The following is a 19,650-nucleotide window of genomic DNA, read 5'->3' on the forward strand; positions in this document are numbered from 1 at the left end:
CACGACAAATGTGGACAGCCTTGTTTTGTAGATCCTCGATCCCCCACGACATTTTTGATTGAAGGCTGTCCACATTTGTCTAGGGAAGGATTCGCCCTGAGAATAAGATTTGTTTCTCCACAGGCATTAGCTGTAAATTTCATGTCTCTTACTTGTGTCAAAATAGCATTATCAAGTTGAGTATTGCCGCTAGAACTACCTAAACTCATCTTGATAACATTACCTTGTTCATCAATATCCAAAACTACCTCGGCTCTGCCTTCAATACCTTTTTTTCTTAACTCCTCTGGATATTGAAAACTGCATTTGATGCAATCAATTTTTGCCTGACTTATGAACACAAGTAGTTTTGGTAAGGTCTTTTCACCCCTCACGGCAATGCTGATTCCGTTGTTATTCTGAGAAGTGACACTAATAAATTGAATTTCTGGGACTGGTTTGTTGCGACGAAAATTATTGCTACAAGGTAAAGATAATTGAGTATTGGAAATATTAAATATTTGGGTATTACCTTGTATTCTTGGAAAACTCAGCAGATTTTTGGGGGTGGGAGTAACTAAAATTATTTCCAATCCTCTCTCAGTTAATTTGTATTTAATTCCGGTAATTTGTGTAATTTGTGCTTTGCTGTGTTGAGCAAACAGTATTAATAAGCTTGCAGCAAAAGAAAGTGAGTAAAATAGACGATGTTTCATCTTGAATTACCATTGAAAGCACAATGAACGGTAAGTGGTATAAAGCTGACGAAATGACATAAATGCTACAATTTTAAAAATTACGGATTGACAAAATAAACGAGATATGGTTTTGCGCGATAAAAATGAAGGCAAAATACTATGATTTCTCTTCATTAGAATTACGCATTGACATACTTAAAGTTTTGACATATTCTGAACAAGTTTGTGTAAAGTAGACAACTTGAGGAAAAGTTTAAGCCCTTACTTACGTAAGCAGGCTTTACTTCACTTCGGGTTGATATAAACTCAAATCCAATGAGGATGCCAAGTCCCTTGGAGTTAAAGAAAGAGTTTTTCAGGGTTTTGCCTCTACCAACTTGGAGCAAGAAAACTCACTTTTGTGTGAGCTTCAGCCAACCTTGATCAAAAGAGAAGAGGCAAATGATAATTTCTGATTCTAGTACCTTGAGTACTATTAGCCATGCTCTCAATGCTGCTTCCCTAATCAGCGCTAGCATTCAAAATCAATCAAGCTTGAGTCTGAGTAAAGATACTAAACCGCAGCTAGCAAATAGCTCAAGAAGGCTTTCACACCCAACTCCTACTACTCCCACTTTCATAGCCCAAGCCAGCACTCCAACATTCAGCTCGGATGCTAGCAAATGCAGTCAAAGTAAAGCACGCGACAAGTACAAACAGCCGTTTGCCTGCGACAGTATTTGGAATATGCCGATTGGATCAAACGCGCAATACGTTGATGCCTATATCGGCTCAACGAGCGTTGGAGTTGACACCGACTGGTTCATCATAACCAAGGAAAGTGACCCAGCTGTGCCAACCTATATGCCTGGTTCTTGGGGTCAAGGTCGCTGCACTGGCACTACGCCGCAGCAGCAGGCGCAATGGCATCCCGAAGCGGGTCAACCGTTGAACGTTCCTTACGATCTCGTCATTGAGGATGCAAAGCCAGGGTCTACTCCCAACAACTCCTCGGCGTTCTTAATGCCGGATGGCAAAACCCTGGTATCTTATAACGTCACCACCCGTTGTGAGGAGGGTGCCCCGCTTTACGGCGTCTGGTTTGGACAGCAGGACATCTACGGTGATGGCATTGACGGTGGACATGGTGGTTCGGGGATGTCGAGCATTGGCGGTAGTATTCGCAAAGGTGAGTTGTTCAACAACAAGCCTATCCCTCACGCACTCAAGATTGTTATCTGGGGCAAATGGCTGCACTACAATTCTGCATCGTCAACTCCCGGTCGTCGGTGGCCTGCCCGTCTCGCTGATTTTAATGCACCAAACCAATATCATGGCTCGAATCCGGCGCTGGTTATGGGTTCGTTGCTAGCAATTCCGCCCGATGTCACAGCAGAGAGCTTGGGACTGACTAGCAAAGCAGGCAAGAAAATCTTTAAAGCGATGCAAGACTACGGTGCTTATGTCGTTGACGATTCCGGCTGGGACTACAATTACCTCTGCTTTGAGCGAAGCGCCGAGCAAGAGTACGAGCAAGTCACCGGACATCAAGTTCATGGAGATGCAGCGCTCCAAGCTGACTTCGCCAAAATCATTGATGCGGTGAAGGTTGTGGACAACAACAGACCGAACAGCATTGGTGGAGGTGGTACACCACGCCAACCTTTAGCATCACCAATTGGAAATTAGAAGCAGTGCTCGTTGCCACTCTTACGGCGACAAAAAAAGCGGCGTTGCACCAATCATATCATGTCCTAATAAATAACCATAATAAAAGAACCCCACCCGCCTGTGGCACCCTCCCCGCAAGCGGGGAGGGTTGGGGAGGGGTTCTTCATGAATTGTGGGTGATTGCCTGGACATGATATCAAGCAGATGAATTAGGCGATAAGCAAAGGTTTAAGCTTTGCTTATCGCCTCAAGGTTGCGTGCTTGCATCGATACAGAACCATACAAGCTATACCCAAAGAAATTACCCCAAAGATTCTCCGGAATAACCATAAACCATATGGATCTTCTTCTATCAGCTAAAAAAGCATCAAGGAGATATCTAGATTATGGTGAGGGTAATTCCATATCTTCTCCACAGACCAACCCTAGAATTAGGTGCGAGTCGTGAAGAGGTCAAACAAATGCAAAATATTCTCAATCAGCGGCTAAGGGAATTTGATACCGCATCGTCGTTTCCCCAAAATGTGGCGGAAACTGGCTACTTTAATCAAAACACTTTAATTGCGGTTAAATACCTGCAATGCCTGACTTTTTTACCGATAGATGGCATTGTCGGACCAAAAACTTGGGCTTTCTTGTGTGACGGACCTGCTAGCTTGCCACGCTTGCATGTTGGTACTGCTAGTTCGGTAGTTAAAGCTGTTCAAGAGGCACTAAGATACGCTGGTTACTATTTTGGTGCAGTTGATGGTATCTTTCAACAAAAAACTGCTGCTGCTGTCAAAGATTTTCAGGTATCCTGCCAAATGACCGCCGATGGTGTGATTAATCCTCAAACCTGGAAGGCGTTAATTAAGTTAGATGCTCATGCGAAATACTGTTACGTTAACATGATTGACAGCTGTTATGAAAAGCACGAGCAGGCTTGGCTAGGAAAATTTTCAGATGTCAATTGCCATAATTGATGCATTTTATTTTACATGCACGCGAGTGTAATTTTGTATATAAGTCGGTGGAGTAATACCTGGTTGCAAACGAGAATCAGCGATCGCTTCACCAGCAACTAATTGCAATGGTACAACACCCGCCCACACTGGTAAATCGTAATCTATTTCATCATCTAATGGCGCACCAGTCCGTATCTTGGCAGATGCTTCGGCTAAGGGAAGCGATAGTACTAAGGTTCCTTGTAATTCTTGGCGGCTGGGTTGGCGCACTTCTGCCCATCGTCCGGGTACTACATGCTCGGTGAAAGCTCGTAGAGCTTCTAGCTTTTCTTCGGCATCTTTTACTACGCTTGCTGTACCAAATATGACTATAGAACGGTAGTTCATTGAGTGATGGAAGGCTGAACGCGCCATTACCAAACCATCAAGTAAGGTGACGGTAAGGCAAACTTCAATACCAGTAATTAAAGAGCGCAACATGCGACTTGCTGGTGAACCATGTATGTAAAGTTGGTCTTCTACGCGACCGTAAGCAGTGGGAATGACGAACGGCTGATTATCTATTGCAAATCCAAGATGACAAATTAAGCCTTCATCCAAAATTTGATAGATAACTTGGCGTTCATAATTTCCGCGCTGAGGTACTCGTTTGATTTGGCTGCGTTGTGTGGGAGTTAAGTTTTCTGGATTATTCATAGATGATTTGCAGCGCTTAAGCGCTCACTACGAGCTTGAGTATCATTTGATTGCCTTGGGAGAAACCAAGACTGGAATATACTGGTTTACCTGCTGGTGAGGCGCCAAGAACTACTTGGGTGCAGGCGATCGCCTTCAAATACTCTACTGCTATGCTAGTTAATTGTTTGGCTATGCCTTGTCTGCGGTAAGATGGTTCGACGTAAACGCCCCAAATGTATCCGGTTTTGCGGTACTCTGGTTTAAAAATATTCGGGAATAAATCCCCAATGATTTGACAACTTGCAGAACCAACAATTACATCATCAATTTCTGCGACAAAAGCTTTGTAAAACAAATCTCGACGCGCCATGTCGATATACTCAAGGGTGATATTATGCCAGTCTGGGTTGATGCCATCTTGCGGGATGCCCATATCTTGCCACATTTGGTAAAAGTGCTGTGCGATCAATGAGTCTTCTTGGGTTGTTGCTTCTCTGATGATGATTTGTCTTTGTGTCACTTTACAGGTACTCCTCAAATATGAGAGAGTTTGAGGAATTCATCCCCATTTTTCTGTAAACCTCCTGGGCTTTTGTATTACCTTTGTAGACATACAAACGTAACCCACACACATTTGCTGTCTGTGCTTCGGTTTTCAAATGCGTGTAAAGAAAACGAAAAATCCCTTGTTGACGATAATTGAGTTCAACATATACATCCTGTAACCACCAAAACCAAGCATTCCTCCAGTCACTCCACTCAAAGGTTACTAAAGCGGTTGCGACTGTCTTGCTTTCAAGTTCGACAACTGTATAAAAACCACGGTTAGAGTCACTCAAAACTGCTTCAATTCCTTGAGTTAGAAGTTGTGGATTAAGCTTTTCACCTCTAGCTTCTTGAGCTAGTGCTTGATTAAAGTTCACCAAAGTTGTCAAATCTTCAAGTTTTGCTCTGCGAGCAACGCAGTTTTTGGTGTTCATCAACTCTCCTCTGGCTTGTTTTCTGGACATTTCCATTGGCACTTTTAAAGCGTAATTATCAAAGTGGTCTTATACAAGAGCCACTTTTGTGATTTAATATAAGTCCACTTTGGATTGAAACGCAAAGGTTCGCAAAGGTAAACGCAAAGGTACGCAGAGTATGGATTTAGCAATAAGGCTTGACAATAATTCCTCTTTAGCTTTACATCAGCAGCTTTATCAAGAACTGCGATACTGCATTCTTAGCGGACGGTTGTCACCTGGAGGACGGATTCCTTCTACGCGATCGCTTGCGAAATCTCTCGGTATTTCTCGTACTACTGTTACCCAAAGCTATGAACAACTACTTTGCGAGGGTTATTTAGAAACTGTTGTGGGTTCTGGTACGTTTGTCTGCGCTCAACTTCCGGATGATTTGTTGCGTTCAACACCGATTGAGTCTGCTGGAAAAATTACTCGTCCACCAGTCAAGTTAAATCAGTATGCAATCACTTTATCTAATACAGAGGATGTCCCTAGAATTGCTGAAGTAAATGCCCCAATTAGCTTTCGCTACGGACGACCGGCTTTTGAGGAGTTTCCGATAAAGTTGTGGCGCAGGCTACTTGGGCGTTATTGTAGCTCTAATTTGAATTGGTTGGACTATTCAATAGATCCTTTGGGTTATAAAAAGTTACGAGAAGCGATCGCTTTTTATCTATCTTCCCGCGCTGTGAAGTGCGAAGCGGATCAAGTGCTAATTACTAACGGTACACAGCAAGCACTGAATTTAATTGTTCGTTTGTTGATTGCGCCCGGTGATATTATTGCACTTGAAGATCCAGGTTATCTCAGCGCTCGGTTAATTTTTCAGACTCAAGGTGCGAAACTTTTACCGATTGCTGTGGATGAGTCAGGTTTGCTAGTTAAAGAACTAACAAATTATACAAACGAACCGATTCGGCTGGTTTACGTGACACCTTCTCATCAATTCCCCACCGGCGCAACTTTATCTCTACCGCGTCGCTTGGAATTACTCGCTTGGGCACAGCAAACTGGAGCGATGATTATCGAAGATGATTATGATAGCGAGTATCGTTATGGCGATCGCCCGATTCCGGCTTTGCAAGGATTGGATCGCAGTGATTCAGTGCTGTATATTGGTACTTTTTCCAAAGTGCTGTTTCCTGGCTTGCGGATTGGTTATTTAGTGCTGCCAAAAAGCTTAGTTGCTTTATTTGCCCGTGCGAAGTGGTTAAGCGATCGCCATTTACCAATATTAGAACAGCAAGTGCTTGCAGACTTCATCGCCGAAGGACATCTAGAACGTCACATCAGAAAAATGCGCGAACTTTACGATCGCCGTCGTCAAGTTCTCGTCAAAGCCTTAAAAATTAACTTTGGAGAAAAAGCCACAATTTTAGGCGAAAAAGCGGGAATTCATTTGATGGTACAGTTACACACCCATATAAGCGATGAAGAGATAATTAAACGTGCTGCAAAAGTTGGTATCACCATGATGTCTGCTGCTCCTCAGTATCTCAAACCGCATCGCACAGGAGAATTTATCTTTGGCTACAGCGAACTCACACAACAGCAACTAGTCGAAGCAATTCGCAAATTAGCTGAGATAATTTCGTAGTGAGGACTTCAGTCCTCATCTTAGCATTGCGCTCTTTGTAAAATTGAACCTCAAACAATAAAAACTATGAAAGCAGCATGGTATGAGCAACTTGGCAATCCTGAAGAAGTACTAAATATTGGTGAAGTAGAAATTCCCCAACCAGGTGCAGGTGAAGTCCGCGTGCGAGTGTACGCATCTGGTGTCAATCCATCGGATGTCAAGCAGCGCAGTGGCTGGGGTGGGCTAAAAATGCGACATCCACGGGTAATTCCTCACAATGATGGAGCCGGGATAATTGACGCAGTGGGAGAAGGGGTATCTCCTGAAAGAGTGGGGGAAAGAGTTTGGATTTATGAAGCAACTTTGGCGCATCCATCTGGGACTGCGGCAGAATATGTAGTTATACCGAGTGAAAATGCAGTTTTATTACCGGATAACACCGAATTTGCCGCCGGCGCTTGTTTGGGTGTTCCGGCAATGACGGCGCATAATTGCGTCTTTAAAGATGGTGCAGTCACTGGACAAACAATCCTCGTAACTGGTGGTGCGGGTGCAGTTGGTAACTATGCGATTCAGTTGGCAAAATGGGGTGGTGCAAAAGTTATCACCACCGTCAGTTCTCCGCAGAAAGCGGAAATCGCTCGTTTGGGGAAAGCAGATTATGCGATCAATTATAAAACAGAAGATGTCGCCGCTCGGATTAAAGAAATAACAGATAATAAAGGCGTCGATCGAGTTGTTGATGTGGACTTTGCCAGTAATTTAGAAACTAACTTGGCAGTGCTGAAGCGCAATGGAATTATTGCCACCTATGCGTCTGATTCAAATAAAGAACCGCAGATACCTTTTTATTCTTTAGTCTACAAAAATGTCACGGTTCATTACGTGCTAGTTTATATGATGACGAAAGAAGCGCATCAGAAAGCCGCAGAAGACATTACAACTTGTTTAAAAGCTGGATTGCATCATGTAATTGCTCAACGTTTTCCTTTATCGCAAATTGCTGCCGCACATGAAATGATGGAAAGCGGACAAGCTGTTGGTAATTTGGTTGTGGAGATTGCATAAAATGAGTAATTCTCATCCTGTTGCTTTAATTCTCGGTGCTACTGGCAGAACAGGTTCTCACCTTGTCAATCTATTAGAAAAAGACGCTGGTTCAGACAATGTTGAGATATGCGTTGCAGTTCGCAAACCCGAACAAGCTGAAACCTTTAGAAAACGCGGTATCTCAACTGTACATCTTGACCTTGAAGTTCTTTCGACTTATGAAAAAGCATTGCAAGGTGTACAACGTCTATTTATGATTACAGGCTACACCGTGGACATGCTCAGTCAAGGGAAAAACTTAACTGATGCTGCGAAAAACGCAGGTGTTGAATATATTGTACACGTCGGTACATTTCATCAACGCGATCGCCCGCAAACAAAATTGATTCGCCATTACATCTGGCATCAACTTATTGAAACATACATCGAAGCCAGCGGTATCGCCTGGACTCACCTGCATCCCAACGCATTCATGCAAAATTTCTTCGGTGCAGTGCAAGATAACAAACTTCGCATGTTTTTCGGTCAGGAACGCATCGGATTGATAGATTGTTTTGATTTGGCTAGTGTTGCGGCAGCTGCCTTGCGTGACCCGCAGAAGCACGCAGGAGAACGATATTTCCTGAGTGTAGAAGCGCTGAATATGACTGAAGCCGCGCAAATCCTCTCAGAGGAACTTGACAAAATCATCACTTACGAACCGTTACCTGCTGCCCAGATGCGATCGCTTCCCATCGGACAAACGATGGAACCTGCTTACTTTGAGTGCATCGTTCGTCAGATGGAACTATTGCAAGCGGGAAAACTTCCCGATTTTGCTGACGTTTATGATAATATTCCGGAAATTACCGGACAAAAAGCAACTATGTTTCGCGAATTCGTCCGCAATAATAAAGCACAGTTGTAGTAAGGACTTCAGTCCTTTTCTTATTAGATGAGGTTGGATGAGGACTGAAGTCCTCACTACGAAGTTATAATCACGGCGTTGAATTTATCGACGTATTGTAGAGACGTTCCGATGGAACGTCTCTACGGCAAATATTGTATTAAATTTGCTGGGCAGTTACCTGTTCTTGCTTTTGAGATTGCCGCAAATAAGCATACAATCTATTCAGTGCATTTACGTAAGCTTGAGCGGAGGCAACGATGATGTCTGTATTCGCCGCGTGTCCGGCAAATACTTGAGATTCATACCGCAAGCGGATGGTTACTTCCCCTAAAGCATCAATACCTTCTGTTACCGACTGTACGGAAAACTCAATTAACTGATTTGGGACGTTAACGACGCGGTTAATTGCTTTATAAACCGCATCTACGGGTCCTGTACCGATCGCTGCGTCAGTTAATTCTTCACCTTCTGGGGTGCGGAGGGTGACAGTTGCGGTGGGACGTGCGCGATCGCCACTAGAAACTTGCACCAACTCTAATTTAAACAAATCGGGTGCTTGTTGAATCTCATCGTTAACGATCGCTTCCAAATCCCAATCAGAAATTTCTTTCTTTTTATCGGCTACTTCTTTGAACCTAACAAATGCTTTGTTTAACTCGCTTTCTGAAAGTTCAAAGCCCAATTCTTTCAACCGAGTACGGAAAGCATTTCTGCCTGAATGTTTACCCAAAACGATTTGATTGTCTGTCAATCCAATCAATTGAGCATCCATAATTTCATAGGTGAGCTTGTTTTTTAGCACACCATCTTGGTGAATTCCAGATTCGTGAGCAAAAGCATTTGCCCCCACTATTGCTTTATTTGCTTGCACTAACATTCCCGTCAAATTGGAAACTAAGCGCGATGTTTTGTAAATTTGACGAGTGTCGATATTTGTCAGTGGTTCTTCGGATTCTGCTGGTCTTCCTAAGAACGAATTAAAATATTGTCGCCTAACATGCAACGCCATAACTAATTCTTCTAGCGAGGCATTTCCTGCACGTTCACCAATTCCGTTGATGGTACATTCTAACTGCCTTGCGCCATTTTTTACCGCTTCTAGGAAGTTAGCAACTGCCAAACCTAAATCATTATGTCCGTGAACGGAAATAATTGCTTGGTCGATGTTGGGGACATTTTCTTTAATTCCCTTAATTAGCGCTCCAAATTCGCACGGGGTAGTATAACCCACTGTGTCAGGAATGTTAACTGTTGTTGCCCCAGCTGCGATCGCTCGCTCTAATACTTGGTAAAGATATTCTGGATCGGAACGCACAGCATCCATCGGCGAAAATTCTACATCTGCCATGAAGCTTTTGGCATAAGCTACCATTTCTTCGGCGATCGCCAATACTTCTGAGCGTGACTTTCTGAGCTGATACTCTAAATGAATATCAGAAGTAGAAATAAATGTGTGAATTCTGCCTTTGGCTGCTGGTTTCAATGCTTGTGCGGCAGCTTCAATATCTGCTTTAATCGCTCTTGCCAAACTACAAATTACCGGACCATTTTCTTGTCCGACAGTTTCCGCGATTTTGCTGACTGCCTGAAAATCTCCAGGACTGGCAAAAGCGAAACCCGCTTCGATGACATCTACCCCAAGACGGGCTAGCTGCTTGGCGATCGCCAGCTTTTCGTCTATATTCAAAGTCGCACCCGGGCACTGTTCGCCATCTCGCAGGGTCGTATCAAAAATGATAATTCTCTCTTCGTTGTTCATTTTCATCTCATTATTAGCGTTTCTACTTTTTCTTTGGAAATATCTTTAATATTAATTTTCTTTACTCCTGATTTGTAAATAATTGCTAAGAATATCAACCTTCAGTTTTTTCTATTTTATCCCGGATATCGTTCAAATCTATATATCTATCAGTAGCATTACGTAACTCTCTGGCTATCATTCCTTCTGTCGATACTACTGTTATATAAGTATTTTTTCCTCTTAATAATTCTATTGCTCTTTCAAAATCTCCATCACCACTAAATAAAACTACTCGGTCGTATTGATCTACTGTATTAAACATATCTACAACAATTTCTATATCTAAATTTGCTTTTTGTGAATAACGACCGGAGGAATCATCATAATATTCTTTGAGAATTTTAGTTCTGACTGTATATCCCAAACTGATTAGAGCATCCCTAAACCCTCGCTGATCTTGTGGGTCTTTTAAGCCAGTGTACCAAAAGGCATTGATTAAGGCTGTTTCGTGATGCTCGTTTCTAAAATATTCTAAGACGCGTCGCGGATCAAAAAACCAGCCATTTTTTTGTTGAGCATAGAACATATTGTTTCCATCTACAAAAATAGATAGACGATTCATTGGAGAACCCATAGTAAAGTTACACCTAATATATATAGAAAAGCATTTAGATTGAACAATAGATTATAGCAATAATAAAATGATAAATTTGCTAATATCTATAAACTATATCGTCATTTCTAGCTTTGACGTTACCTCTTTCAATTGATAAAATCGGCTGAAACATTGGAGTGGGCTTTCAATTGGGTGCTGAACCTTTTTTACTTTAGGTAGCATAATGCCTTCGCGCAACGCGTCTCCCCTTCTCCCTTTGGGAGAGGCTAGCGCCAAGGGAGAAGAAATAAATGCGATCAAGTTCATCCTAAATCTTCAATACCCACCAACACTCTCTAACACACACCAGAAAACGCTTTATTTTTATGGAACACCTCTAGAATAAATACCTGATAATCAAAATCTACCAATAAAATTGACTTAATAACAGCTTGGTTAGCCATATAACAGTTAAGTTTACTCCTAAAGAGGTATGCGTAGGCTGGAAGTAGGATATAATCATCGTTATCTATAGATTTTGTCTTTAAAGCAATTGACAACACGCCTTTAAAGCTACTTCAACCGCTAGATTAACGGATTTGCACTTTTAGTCCCGTGTCTATCTCTTTAAGGATGCCAGACATGAGCACTCTCGAGCTTTAGCCCAGCACCGTCACGAATGCACATCCGCTGATCGCGGAACCAAAGAAGGTATTCGAGAATTGAGTATACACGCTCGTTGTAACCGAACCAAGCTACTCTAGTGGAACAATCATATATAATCACTTGCCTTACTAAAATATATGAAGCTATGTTTCGTTTATGGCTTTATATAAGAGCTTTACTTACGATTTGGTAAAAAATAAAGAATAAGTTACAAATGTATAAGTTTTTCATTTAAGTATTATGTCAAGATAGTGGGACTATAACAGGGTGTAAATAAATAAAATCATTGTACGTAAATCTATGAATAACACGATATGGCAGAAGAATCTAAATCTACCTTACCTAAAAACTATGTCTCTGCTGCCAATAGACTGTCAAGTAAATCGACAAAAACGACCGCGACGGCACTAGCACGTTTCTCAAAGCAGATGACTCGTTTAGGTCATCTACTTGCTGGTACTTCCGCATTAAGTGCAGCATTGCTGAGTGCTTCTGGTTTGGGTTTAACGCAATTGATGGAAAGTCAAGCACTTTCTACTTTTTATCAAATGCGCGGCTCTGTGGCACCGCCAGAAGATATCGTGATATTGGCAATTGACGATCAGTCAACATCAACTCCTGGACAATACTATCAAGCAGACCCGCAGCAGTATGCCTACTTTGAACCGCTGCAAAAATTTCCTTATAAACGTGAGGCATACGCCCAGGTAATTGATAAATTGATGAAAGCGGGGGCACGCTCGGTAGCATTAGATGTAGTATTTGATAAGGCAAATCTTGAGGATACTGCCGACGATCAAAAGTTGCAACAGTCTTTGCAACGTTACGGTGACAAAGTTACTTTAGGCGCACTTTACGAGTCTTTTGAGACGCATCAAGGCAAATTTTGGCAACTGTCCCAGCCTCAAGCGCAGTTTCGTACCGGGTCAGTGTCAATAGGTTCAGTAAATTTCCCTCTAGAGGTAGATGGCAAAATTCACCGCTTGGCAAGTGAATTTCCCAAGTTGTTAGCCGAAAACGAAGGTTTTGTCCCAGCAGATAAAATACCATCGTTTGATGAAGCGGTGCTAGGGGCAGCAAACGTGAAATATCCGCGATCAAAAGGCGATCGCCTGTATTTTTACGGTGCGGGAACATTTGAGCATATTCCTTTTTGGTACGTACTCGATCCGGAAAATTGGAACTCTTATTTACAGCAAGGAAAAATTTTCAAAGATAAAATAGTTTTGATTGGGGCAACCGACAAGTTAAGTAATGATTATCATGCAGTAGCTGCTGCCCCAAGTTCTGAACAAATGGCAGGGGTAGAAATTCATGCGAATGCGATCGCCACTTTAATGCAAGGAAAAGCGATCGCTCAAGCAATTAAAAATCCATTTCTGCAAGGTTTGTTTGTGCTGGGGTTAGTTGGTGGATGTGCGCTGATAGTTACTCGCAGCAAGCGAGGCATAATTAGATTTTTCGCTATGAGTGCCCTAGCAACGATTTGGGGCGGAATTAGTTATTCTATTTTTTTATATAATCAGTTAATTTTACCGACTACAGTGCCAATGATGGCGATGGGTGCGATCGGGCTTTCTTATCTCGGAACCGAAGTAGCTAAAGAAAAGTTAAGAAAAAGCCAATTAGTCAATATTCTTCAGAAATATGCATCTAATCATGTTGCTCAAGAAATTATCAGTATGCAAGATGACCTGCAAGACCTGCTTCTGCAAAGAGAAAAAGCAATAGCGGGTAAAATACTTGACGGACGCTACAAAATTGTCAAAGTTCTCGGTTCAGGAGGATTCAGCGAAACCTACATTGCTGAAGATACCAGACGTCCGCAAAACCCGCTATGTGTTGTTAAGCAGTTAAAACCAGGCAATACCAAATCAGAAAGCTTAGAAATTGCCAGACGTTTGTTTAAATCAGAAGCGGAAACTTTAGAAAAACTAGGAACACATCCCCAAATTCCTCAGTTATTGGCTTATTTTGAAGAAGACGAAGAATTTTACTTAATTCAAGAATACATAATCGGTCATCCTCTCAATCAGGAACTTCCAGCAGGTAGACTCATACCCGAAACCGCAGTTATCGAGATGTTGCGCGACTTATTGCAAACATTAGCATTTGTTCATGACAACGGCAAAATTCACCGGGATATTAAACCCAGCAACATCATGCGCCGAGATGACGGTAAACTCGTACTAATTGACTTTGGTGCCGTTAAAGAAGTCACCACACAACTGCTTAATAATCCAGAGCAAACAGCCTTTACCATCGGTATTGGTACTAAAGGTTATGCACCAAGCGAACAATGTTTTGGGCGTCCGCAATACAGTAGTGACATCTATGCAGTTGGCATGATTGGTATTAAAGCCTTGACTGGCAAACATCCCCATGAATTAGATAGAGATGAGGAAGAAGAATTGAAATGGATCGACAAAGCAAACGTCAGTCACGCCTTGGCACAGATTCTTAGTAAAATGGTGCTGGATGACTTTAAACAACGCTATCAATCTGCATCCCTAGCTCTGGAAGCGCTTGATGAGTTGAGAAGTTCTAAACAAAGACACTATGAGGCAAGTACTTTATCTTTAGAAGATACAGACACTCCCACCACACCTTGGCTAGATGAAGACACCCCCCAACCACCATCTTCCACATCAATTCTTCCACGACCATTTGACAAATTCGAGAGAAAAAATTAGTTAGCTGCACATGAAAAAATTAAAGTTCGTAGTTAGCGCTTCAGCGCTGAAGCGCTAACTACGAACTGCAAACTAGCTTTGCTTGAATTGTTTCTTCACTTAACCCGACTGAATGTTTGATTCAGTCGGATAATTTCATGTGCTTGGTTTAACTGGTGGTGTAACTGGTGGAGTTGTAACTGGTGGAGTTGTAACCGGTGGAGTAACCGGTGGAGTTGTAACTGGTGGAGTTGTAACCGGTGGAGTAACCGGTGGAGTTGTAACTGGTGGAGTAACCGGTGGAGTTGTAACTGGTGGAGTAACCGGTGGAGGTGTAGGTGATTCTATCTGGGGTGGAGTTATAACTGGTGGAGTTGTAACTGGTGGGGTTGTAACTGGTGGGGTTGTAATCGGTGGAGTTGTAACTGGTGGGGTTGTAATCGGTGGAGTTGTAACTGGTGGAGTTGTAATCGGTGGAGTTGTAACTGGTGGAGGTGTAGGTGATTCTATCTGGGGTGGAGTTATAACTGGTGGAGTTGTAACTGGTGGAGTTGTAACTGGTGGGGTTGTAACCGGTGGGATTGTAACTGGTGGGATTGTAATCGGTGGGGTTGTAACTGGTGGTCTTTCTCCTGGACTTTCAGACTGTGGAGGTGTAACTGGTGGAGTTGTAACTGGTGGGATTGTAACTGGTGGAGTTGTAATCGGTGGAGTTGTAACTGGTGGTCTTTCTCCTGGACTTTCAGACTGTGGAGGTGTAACTGGTGGAGTTGTAATCGGTGGAGTTGTAACCGGTGGAGTTGTAACCGGTGGAGTTGTAACCGGTGGAGTTGTAACCGGTGGAGTTGTAACCGGTGGAGTTGTAACCGATGGATTTGTAATCGGTGGATTTGTAATCGGTGTAGATCCGCTTGAATTGTCTTTTTTCTTATCGTTATTTGACAGGACTTGTCCTATATCCACCAAGGGTTCTACTGCGGAATTGTTATTAATAATGTTGTTATCGGCAGCACTTGGCGAAGTAGGCGAACTTTCTGTAAGCTTTACAAAAGATGGGTTCTCAATAACTCCCGCACCGACAATTGGCTTCTGTGCTGCTAAAGCTGTGACTGTTTCTTCTTGAACTTGAGCGATCGCCGGATCTGGACTAGGCTCACCGGTTTTTCTCGCCAAATCAAGTCCCCGAACTAAATCGCTCCTCTCATAAAAATTTCTCAGATCGAACTCGTATAATCCCTGAATTCTATTTTTAACTATAACCAGCATCTGTCCGGCTTCTAGAACCCGACTTTGGGAAGCATCTTTATTAGAAACTTCAATACCGCTATTTGTCAGTGCGCCGACTACTGTAGTATCTGTTTGTTCGTCATAGCGCACGAATAATGCGGAACCGCGAATTGCTGCTGCTGCATTTGGCGTTTGTACGCGTGTTCGCCCTTGCTTGGGTGGGATCAGTAGCAATACAGTCCCGTTGGACAATTTAAAGTTTCGCGTCTTCGGCAAAAATTGAAATACTGCTTGCTCTCCAACTCGTGCTAAAGAGCGATCGTTGAAACGCAACTCTGCTAGAGAAGCTCTACCTGTGGACACTCCATCCCCAGGAAACATTGCATCTGATGAACGTGCCGGACGCTGCTGTCTATTTTTTGGCTTCAGTTGCACTAAGTTGCGGATTTTTTCAATCTCCGCACGAGTTAGAGGTGTTGTCGCACTTGCCTCAAGAGGCAAAGACACCACCGTAATTCCCCACACACCAATGACTAAAAGTGGTAATAATTTTCGCAACATAGTTTGGAATCTCTAAATATTTAACTGATACCAAGCCAGTTCAACACAGCTTCTGATATTAAGGGTTTAAGCCTGCTAATTGTTATAACCAGTTGATTTACGCATATTTCCTGAAATTTTATTTAAAACTTTAAAGATAAAACACGTAAATGTACTATTATACTACATATGTCGTTGAACTTGTTCAGATAAATTCATAATTTAACTGAATAAGAAAGTGTAGTAACTATCAATTTTTTTTATGACTTAGGAGAAAGTCTTATACCGTCGTTAAATTGGCTCAAAAATTTAACATTTTTAGCAGGAACTTCCTAGTAAGCTTGTGGGTCTAAGTTTGGCAAACGCGATTAAAGATGCAACCCAAGTTCCGGAAAAATCTCTTATTTTGGACTTTCTTAGCGTACAGTGGTGCAAACTGGTGTTGCATCACCCAAGTAGATGCGACGCTAGCTGCAAATTCAGATACACCGGAGCGTAACAACGCGATCGGATCAATCATATCATCTATGGCTGTCAAAGAAGAAACACATCAGCCATGTCATAAAAATACTAATTTGAAAGCGATGTCTGACGACAAGCCGCAAGAGAGCGGCAACTTTGCCTTGGGCGAACGCGTCTACGCTGCTGAGAAAGAAAATATCAAGTACTTTCAACTCAGTACAACGTCTGAAACCGCTAACTTTAATCATGGGCTTGAACTGGGCAACGCCAGTGGCTACAACTGGTCTTCGTACGGCGTTGGCTCCTCAGTTTGTAATTCGCTTTTATACTCACAGCAACCGCCACCAAAAGACACACCGCCACCAAATCCACCACCTCCTCCACCAAATCCCCCACCAAGGGAAGAACCAAGAAACATTCCTAGCACTTCTGTTCAGCGCAATGAGCCACCACAGTTAGAAGGACAGCCAAACGATTTTCCCCAAACTTCCCCAACACCAATAGAGCAATTGTTGGAGAAACCGCCTTTAACTAACTCCGAAAGACTAGACAGGCTCATACGTCGGCTGCAAGAGGGCAAAGAGACATTACCTGAGTCAAATAGCTCTGCGGAAATTGAGATACGGGCGAGACCCATACCTGATTATGATAGCTCTGCGGAAATTGAGATACGAGCCAGACCCATACAATTACCACCAACAGTAGAACAACCGCCACTGCCAGCACAGCCTGTGGCTAAGTTTAAACCCATAGGCTCCCTGCGGGGTTATGTGGGATTTTTTGCAACAAATAATATTTTTTCGTCAGAAGTTGATCCCATACAGGATGGCTTGGTTTTTTCTGGGCTGACACTAGCCTCTGCACCTTTAGCCTTGGGACCTAAGACTTATTTAAGTGCGGGAATTGATGGCAATTTGATTTTTTATATAGATCAATCACAATTTAATTACAACCAGATTCGGTTCTACGTAAGTATTTATCAACAGCTATCACGGCGGATGTATGGTGAACTCGGTTGGAGCAATCAACAGTTGTTTTATGCGAAGGATGGCGATTTCTTTTCGGCAGGCGATCGCTTTTTAAATGAAAATTCTCTGCGTCTGTCTTTAGGACGGCGAGATCCCCTAACTCAAAGGTTGGTGCTAGACAGCTTTTATGAATTACGTTTTAATTTTGCCGATCCAGACAGTCGTAATCGGATAAACAATTCTTTGTTACTTTCTTTGAGCTACTACTGGTTAAGATCGCTGCAAGTTGGTCTTGACTACCAGTTTAATTTGTCAGACTTTACGCTGCGCCAACGAGAAGACCAATATCATCGGTTATACACTCACCTAACTTATGGAATATCTGACTCCACTAATGTCAGCTTGCAAGGTGGTGTCAGCTTAGGTGGTTCTACCGACCAAAATATTAATTTTGATGGCTGGTTCTTTAGTCTCAATTACAATTGGGAATTAGGTAAGTTTTGAAAAAAGTCAATAGTCAAAAAGTCCAGAGTCAATAGTCAAAAAGTCCAGAGTTTAGACAGCAAACATTAACTATGTTACCGACCCTTGACTCTTGACCCTTGACTCTTGACCCTTAACCACGCTCCTAATAACTAATCCAATCACTCCAACTGCCAGCATAAAGTTTAGCTCCTTTAATGCCGGCTAGTTCTAAAGATAATAAATTCACGCAAGCGGTAACGCCAGAACCGCAATAAACTATAATTTCCTCTGCTTTTTCAAGGTTGGATGCGCGATCGCTTTGCTGTTGTGGTGAAAGTAGGTAGCCTGAAGAATCTGTAACTTCTAGCCAAGGATAGTTGACAGCGCCGCTAATATGTCCGGCAATTTTATCAATTGGTTCTCGTTCGCCAGAAAAGCGATCGCTTTCCCGTGAATCCACCAACACTACTCCTGGGAAATCTTTACGAGTTTTAACTTCTTCCCTATCCACCACCATTTGTGTTTGTAGTTGCGGGACGAATGTTGCTATTCGAGGAGAGGGAATCGCATCTGTGACGGGATACCCGGCTTTTTGCCAACCCGCAAACCCTCCTGTTAGCACAGCTACTTGTTCATGTCCTAAATAACGCAAAAGCCACCACAAACGAGATGCAAAAGCAAGGCGCGAATCATCGTAAGCTACTACTAAAGTGTCTGACTTCACCCCAATTGTTGATAACTTCTGCGCTAAATCAGCGGGGTTAGGTAAAGGATGTCTTCCTCCATGTTCTCCCACAGAACTAGAAAGATCCTGGTTTAAGTCTAAATAGTAAGATCCGCTTATATGACTTGCTTGATATTGCTGTTGTCCTAAAATTGGATCGGCAAGTGAAAACCGACAATCCACAATCACAACTTGCGGATCGTCAAGGTGTGCAAACAACCATTCGGCAGAAACAACAAATTTGGTCATTGGTAATTGGTAATTGGTAATTGGTAATTGGTAATTGGTAATTGGTAATTGGTAATGAAAAATGACAATTGATGATAACTTTATACCACAAGCTACAGCAGACGGGTCTTTTACGTTTGTTTCTAAAGAGTTTGGCGAGTTTTTTCACAGTCATTATGGAGCGCGTCAAGAGAGTTTTTTCAAGTTTGCCAGTCCTACGCAACTAGCGTTGAAAGCTAATAAACCAGTGTTGCGTTTGTTAGATATTTGTTATGGGTTAGGATACAATACCGCAGCTGCTTTGCAGACAATTTGGGCAGTTAATCCCAATTGTTATGTGGAAGTAATCGGTTTAGAGTTGAATGCATCTGTGCCAATTGCGGCGATCGCACCAGAGCGCTTATTCGACAATTGGAGTTACGAATATACGGAAATTTTGACTAATGACGGCGAGTGAGCATCAAGTATTTCGAGACAATCTAGCGGCAAGGCTACTAATTGGCGATGCTAGAAGCACGATAGGGCAAGTATATCACTCAGGTTTTCGCTTAGTGTGCAATTTTTCTCGATCCTTTTTCACCACCTCAATGTCCGCAATTGTGGACAATTGAATTTATTAAAAAAGTCTCTATGTGTTTACACGTAGATGGATTATTAGCGACTTATTCCTGTGCTGCGGCAGTACGCACAGCACTTTTGGCAGCCGATTTACAAATCGGTTCTACCCCACCAGTGGCTGGTGCGATCGCCTGGTACTGTTGCAGCGCATACAAGAGGAGGGGGCAGGGGGCAGGGGGCAGGGGGCAGGGGGCAGGGGGCAGGGGGCAGGGGGAGTTTGCCTCCTCGTCTTCCTTGTCTTCCCCATCTCCCTTGTCTCCCCCCTCCCCC

General features: G+C 42.8%; 15 protein-coding genes and 1 pseudogene. 8 read left to right on the forward strand and 8 right to left on the reverse strand.

Annotated elements, in window-relative coordinates; all coding sequences use genetic code 11:
* Window positions 1-695: AMIN domain-containing protein (locus PI95_RS29735; protein WP_163519308.1), on the reverse strand; the 695-nt coding region annotated here is incomplete at its 3' end.
* A gap of 423 nt (window positions 696-1,118) precedes the next feature.
* On the opposite strand from PI95_RS29735, the gene PI95_RS29740 reads away from it, so the two are divergent.
* Both PI95_RS29740 and PI95_RS29745 read left to right on the forward strand, forming a co-directional pair.
* Window positions 1,119-2,345, forward strand: a complete 1,227-nt coding sequence (locus PI95_RS29740) for a hypothetical protein (RefSeq protein ID WP_039737569.1) — start codon at window positions 1,119-1,121, stop codon at window positions 2,343-2,345.
* 368 nt (window positions 2,346-2,713) lie between these two features.
* A complete protein-coding gene (locus tag PI95_RS29745; protein ID WP_052324648.1) occupies window positions 2,714-3,292 on the forward strand; it encodes a peptidoglycan-binding domain-containing protein in 579 nt (192 codons plus the stop codon).
* A gap of 6 nt (window positions 3,293-3,298) precedes the next feature.
* Here the strand turns inward: PI95_RS29745 and PI95_RS29750 are convergent, their stop codons facing one another.
* From PI95_RS29750 to PI95_RS29760, 3 genes are read right to left on the reverse strand one after another with little or no spacing between them, the layout of a single operon-like run.
* Complete coding sequence (locus PI95_RS29750) at window positions 3,299-3,970, reverse strand: pyridoxamine 5'-phosphate oxidase family protein (RefSeq protein ID WP_039737568.1); 672 nt, start codon at window positions 3,968-3,970, stop codon at window positions 3,299-3,301.
* A 16-nt stretch (window positions 3,971-3,986) separates the two neighbouring features.
* Window positions 3,987-4,472 (reverse strand): GNAT family N-acetyltransferase, encoded by a 486-nt coding sequence (locus tag PI95_RS29755; RefSeq protein WP_039737565.1) that lies wholly within the window; start codon window positions 4,470-4,472, stop codon window positions 3,987-3,989.
* A gap of 1 nt (window position 4,473) precedes the next feature.
* Complete coding sequence (locus PI95_RS29760; RefSeq protein WP_163519309.1) at window positions 4,474-4,962, reverse strand: GNAT family N-acetyltransferase; 489 nt, start codon at window positions 4,960-4,962, stop codon at window positions 4,474-4,476.
* Between the two features lie 130 nt (window positions 4,963-5,092).
* On the opposite strand from PI95_RS29760, the gene pdxR reads away from it, so the two are divergent.
* From pdxR to PI95_RS29775, 3 genes are all read left to right on the forward strand, one after another.
* Window positions 5,093-6,553, forward strand: a complete 1,461-nt coding sequence (gene pdxR, locus PI95_RS29765) for a MocR-like pyridoxine biosynthesis transcription factor PdxR (RefSeq protein ID WP_039737563.1) — start codon at window positions 5,093-5,095, stop codon at window positions 6,551-6,553.
* 66 nt (window positions 6,554-6,619) lie between these two features.
* Window positions 6,620-7,603, forward strand: a complete 984-nt coding sequence (locus PI95_RS29770; protein ID WP_039737562.1) for an NADPH:quinone reductase — start codon at window positions 6,620-6,622, stop codon at window positions 7,601-7,603.
* Between the two features lies 1 nt (window position 7,604).
* Window positions 7,605-8,492, forward strand: coding sequence for an NmrA family NAD(P)-binding protein (locus PI95_RS29775; protein WP_039737561.1), 888 nt, complete (start codon window positions 7,605-7,607; stop codon window positions 8,490-8,492).
* Window positions 8,493-8,631: 139 nt separating this feature from the next.
* Here the strand turns inward: PI95_RS29775 and PI95_RS29780 are convergent, their stop codons facing one another.
* Together PI95_RS29780 and PI95_RS29785 are read right to left on the reverse strand one after the other, a co-directional pair.
* Window positions 8,632-10,233: a 2-isopropylmalate synthase gene (locus PI95_RS29780; protein WP_163519310.1), complete on the reverse strand. Its 1,602-nt coding sequence runs from the start codon at window positions 10,231-10,233 to the stop codon at window positions 8,632-8,634.
* A 94-nt stretch (window positions 10,234-10,327) separates the two neighbouring features.
* Window positions 10,328-10,849 (reverse strand): LabA-like NYN domain-containing protein, encoded by a 522-nt coding sequence (locus PI95_RS29785; RefSeq protein ID WP_039737558.1) that lies wholly within the window; start codon window positions 10,847-10,849, stop codon window positions 10,328-10,330.
* 941 nt (window positions 10,850-11,790) lie between these two features.
* On the opposite strand from PI95_RS29785, the gene PI95_RS29790 reads away from it, so the two are divergent.
* Window positions 11,791-14,169 carry a serine/threonine-protein kinase gene (locus PI95_RS29790; protein WP_039737554.1) on the forward strand — a complete coding sequence of 793 codons (2,379 nt, stop codon included), beginning with the start codon at window positions 11,791-11,793 and terminating at the stop codon, window positions 14,167-14,169.
* A 135-nt stretch (window positions 14,170-14,304) separates the two neighbouring features.
* Here PI95_RS29790 and PI95_RS29795 read toward each other — a convergent pair whose 3' ends face one another.
* Window positions 14,305-15,936 carry a FecR domain-containing protein gene (locus PI95_RS29795; RefSeq protein WP_163519311.1) on the reverse strand — a complete coding sequence of 544 codons (1,632 nt, stop codon included), beginning with the start codon at window positions 15,934-15,936 and terminating at the stop codon, window positions 14,305-14,307.
* Window positions 15,937-16,289: 353 nt separating this feature from the next.
* Here PI95_RS29795 and PI95_RS35400 point away from each other — a divergent pair, with 353 nt between their 5' ends.
* Window positions 16,290-17,849, forward strand: a complete 1,560-nt coding sequence (locus PI95_RS35400) for a hypothetical protein (RefSeq protein WP_039737553.1) — start codon at window positions 16,290-16,292, stop codon at window positions 17,847-17,849.
* Between the two features lie 124 nt (window positions 17,850-17,973).
* On the opposite strand, the gene PI95_RS29810 is transcribed toward PI95_RS35400, so the two are convergent.
* A complete protein-coding gene (locus PI95_RS29810) occupies window positions 17,974-18,783 on the reverse strand; it encodes a sulfurtransferase (protein WP_039737551.1) in 810 nt (269 codons plus the stop codon).
* A 61-nt stretch (window positions 18,784-18,844) separates the two neighbouring features.
* Here PI95_RS29810 and PI95_RS29815 point away from each other — a divergent pair.
* A pseudogene (locus PI95_RS29815) lies at window positions 18,845-19,650 on the forward strand (tRNA (5-methylaminomethyl-2-thiouridine)(34)-methyltransferase MnmD); the annotation flags it as partial.

It is taken from the genome of Hassallia byssoidea VB512170, from assembly GCF_000817785.2.
Classification (GTDB): domain Bacteria; phylum Cyanobacteriota; class Cyanobacteriia; order Cyanobacteriales; family Nostocaceae; genus Hassallia; species Hassallia carrinoi.

Coding starts and splice junctions, on each gene's coding strand:
- PI95_RS29740 (WP_039737569.1), top strand. CDS start 1,119: ATGATAATTTCTGATTCTAGTACCTTGAGTACTATTAGCCATGCTCTC.
- PI95_RS29745 (WP_052324648.1), top strand. CDS start 2,714: ATGGTGAGGGTAATTCCATATCTTCTCCACAGACCAACCCTAGAATTA.
- PI95_RS29750 (WP_039737568.1), bottom strand. CDS start 3,970: ATGAATAATCCAGAAAACTTAACTCCCACACAACGCAGCCAAATCAAA.
- PI95_RS29760 (WP_163519309.1), bottom strand. CDS start 4,962: ATGTCCAGAAAACAAGCCAGAGGAGAGTTGATGAACACCAAAAACTGC.
- pdxR (WP_039737563.1), top strand. CDS start 5,093: ATGGATTTAGCAATAAGGCTTGACAATAATTCCTCTTTAGCTTTACAT.
- PI95_RS29770 (WP_039737562.1), top strand. CDS start 6,620: ATGAAAGCAGCATGGTATGAGCAACTTGGCAATCCTGAAGAAGTACTA.
- PI95_RS29775 (WP_039737561.1), top strand. CDS start 7,605: ATGAGTAATTCTCATCCTGTTGCTTTAATTCTCGGTGCTACTGGCAGA.
- PI95_RS29780 (WP_163519310.1), bottom strand. CDS start 10,233: ATGAACAACGAAGAGAGAATTATCATTTTTGATACGACCCTGCGAGAT.
- PI95_RS29785 (WP_039737558.1), bottom strand. CDS start 10,849: ATGGGTTCTCCAATGAATCGTCTATCTATTTTTGTAGATGGAAACAAT.
- PI95_RS29790 (WP_039737554.1), top strand. CDS start 11,791: ATGGCAGAAGAATCTAAATCTACCTTACCTAAAAACTATGTCTCTGCT.
- PI95_RS29795 (WP_163519311.1), bottom strand. CDS start 15,936: ATGTTGCGAAAATTATTACCACTTTTAGTCATTGGTGTGTGGGGAATT.
- PI95_RS35400 (WP_039737553.1), top strand. CDS start 16,290: ATGCAACCCAAGTTCCGGAAAAATCTCTTATTTTGGACTTTCTTAGCG.
- PI95_RS29810 (WP_039737551.1), bottom strand. CDS start 18,783: ATGACCAAATTTGTTGTTTCTGCCGAATGGTTGTTTGCACACCTTGAC.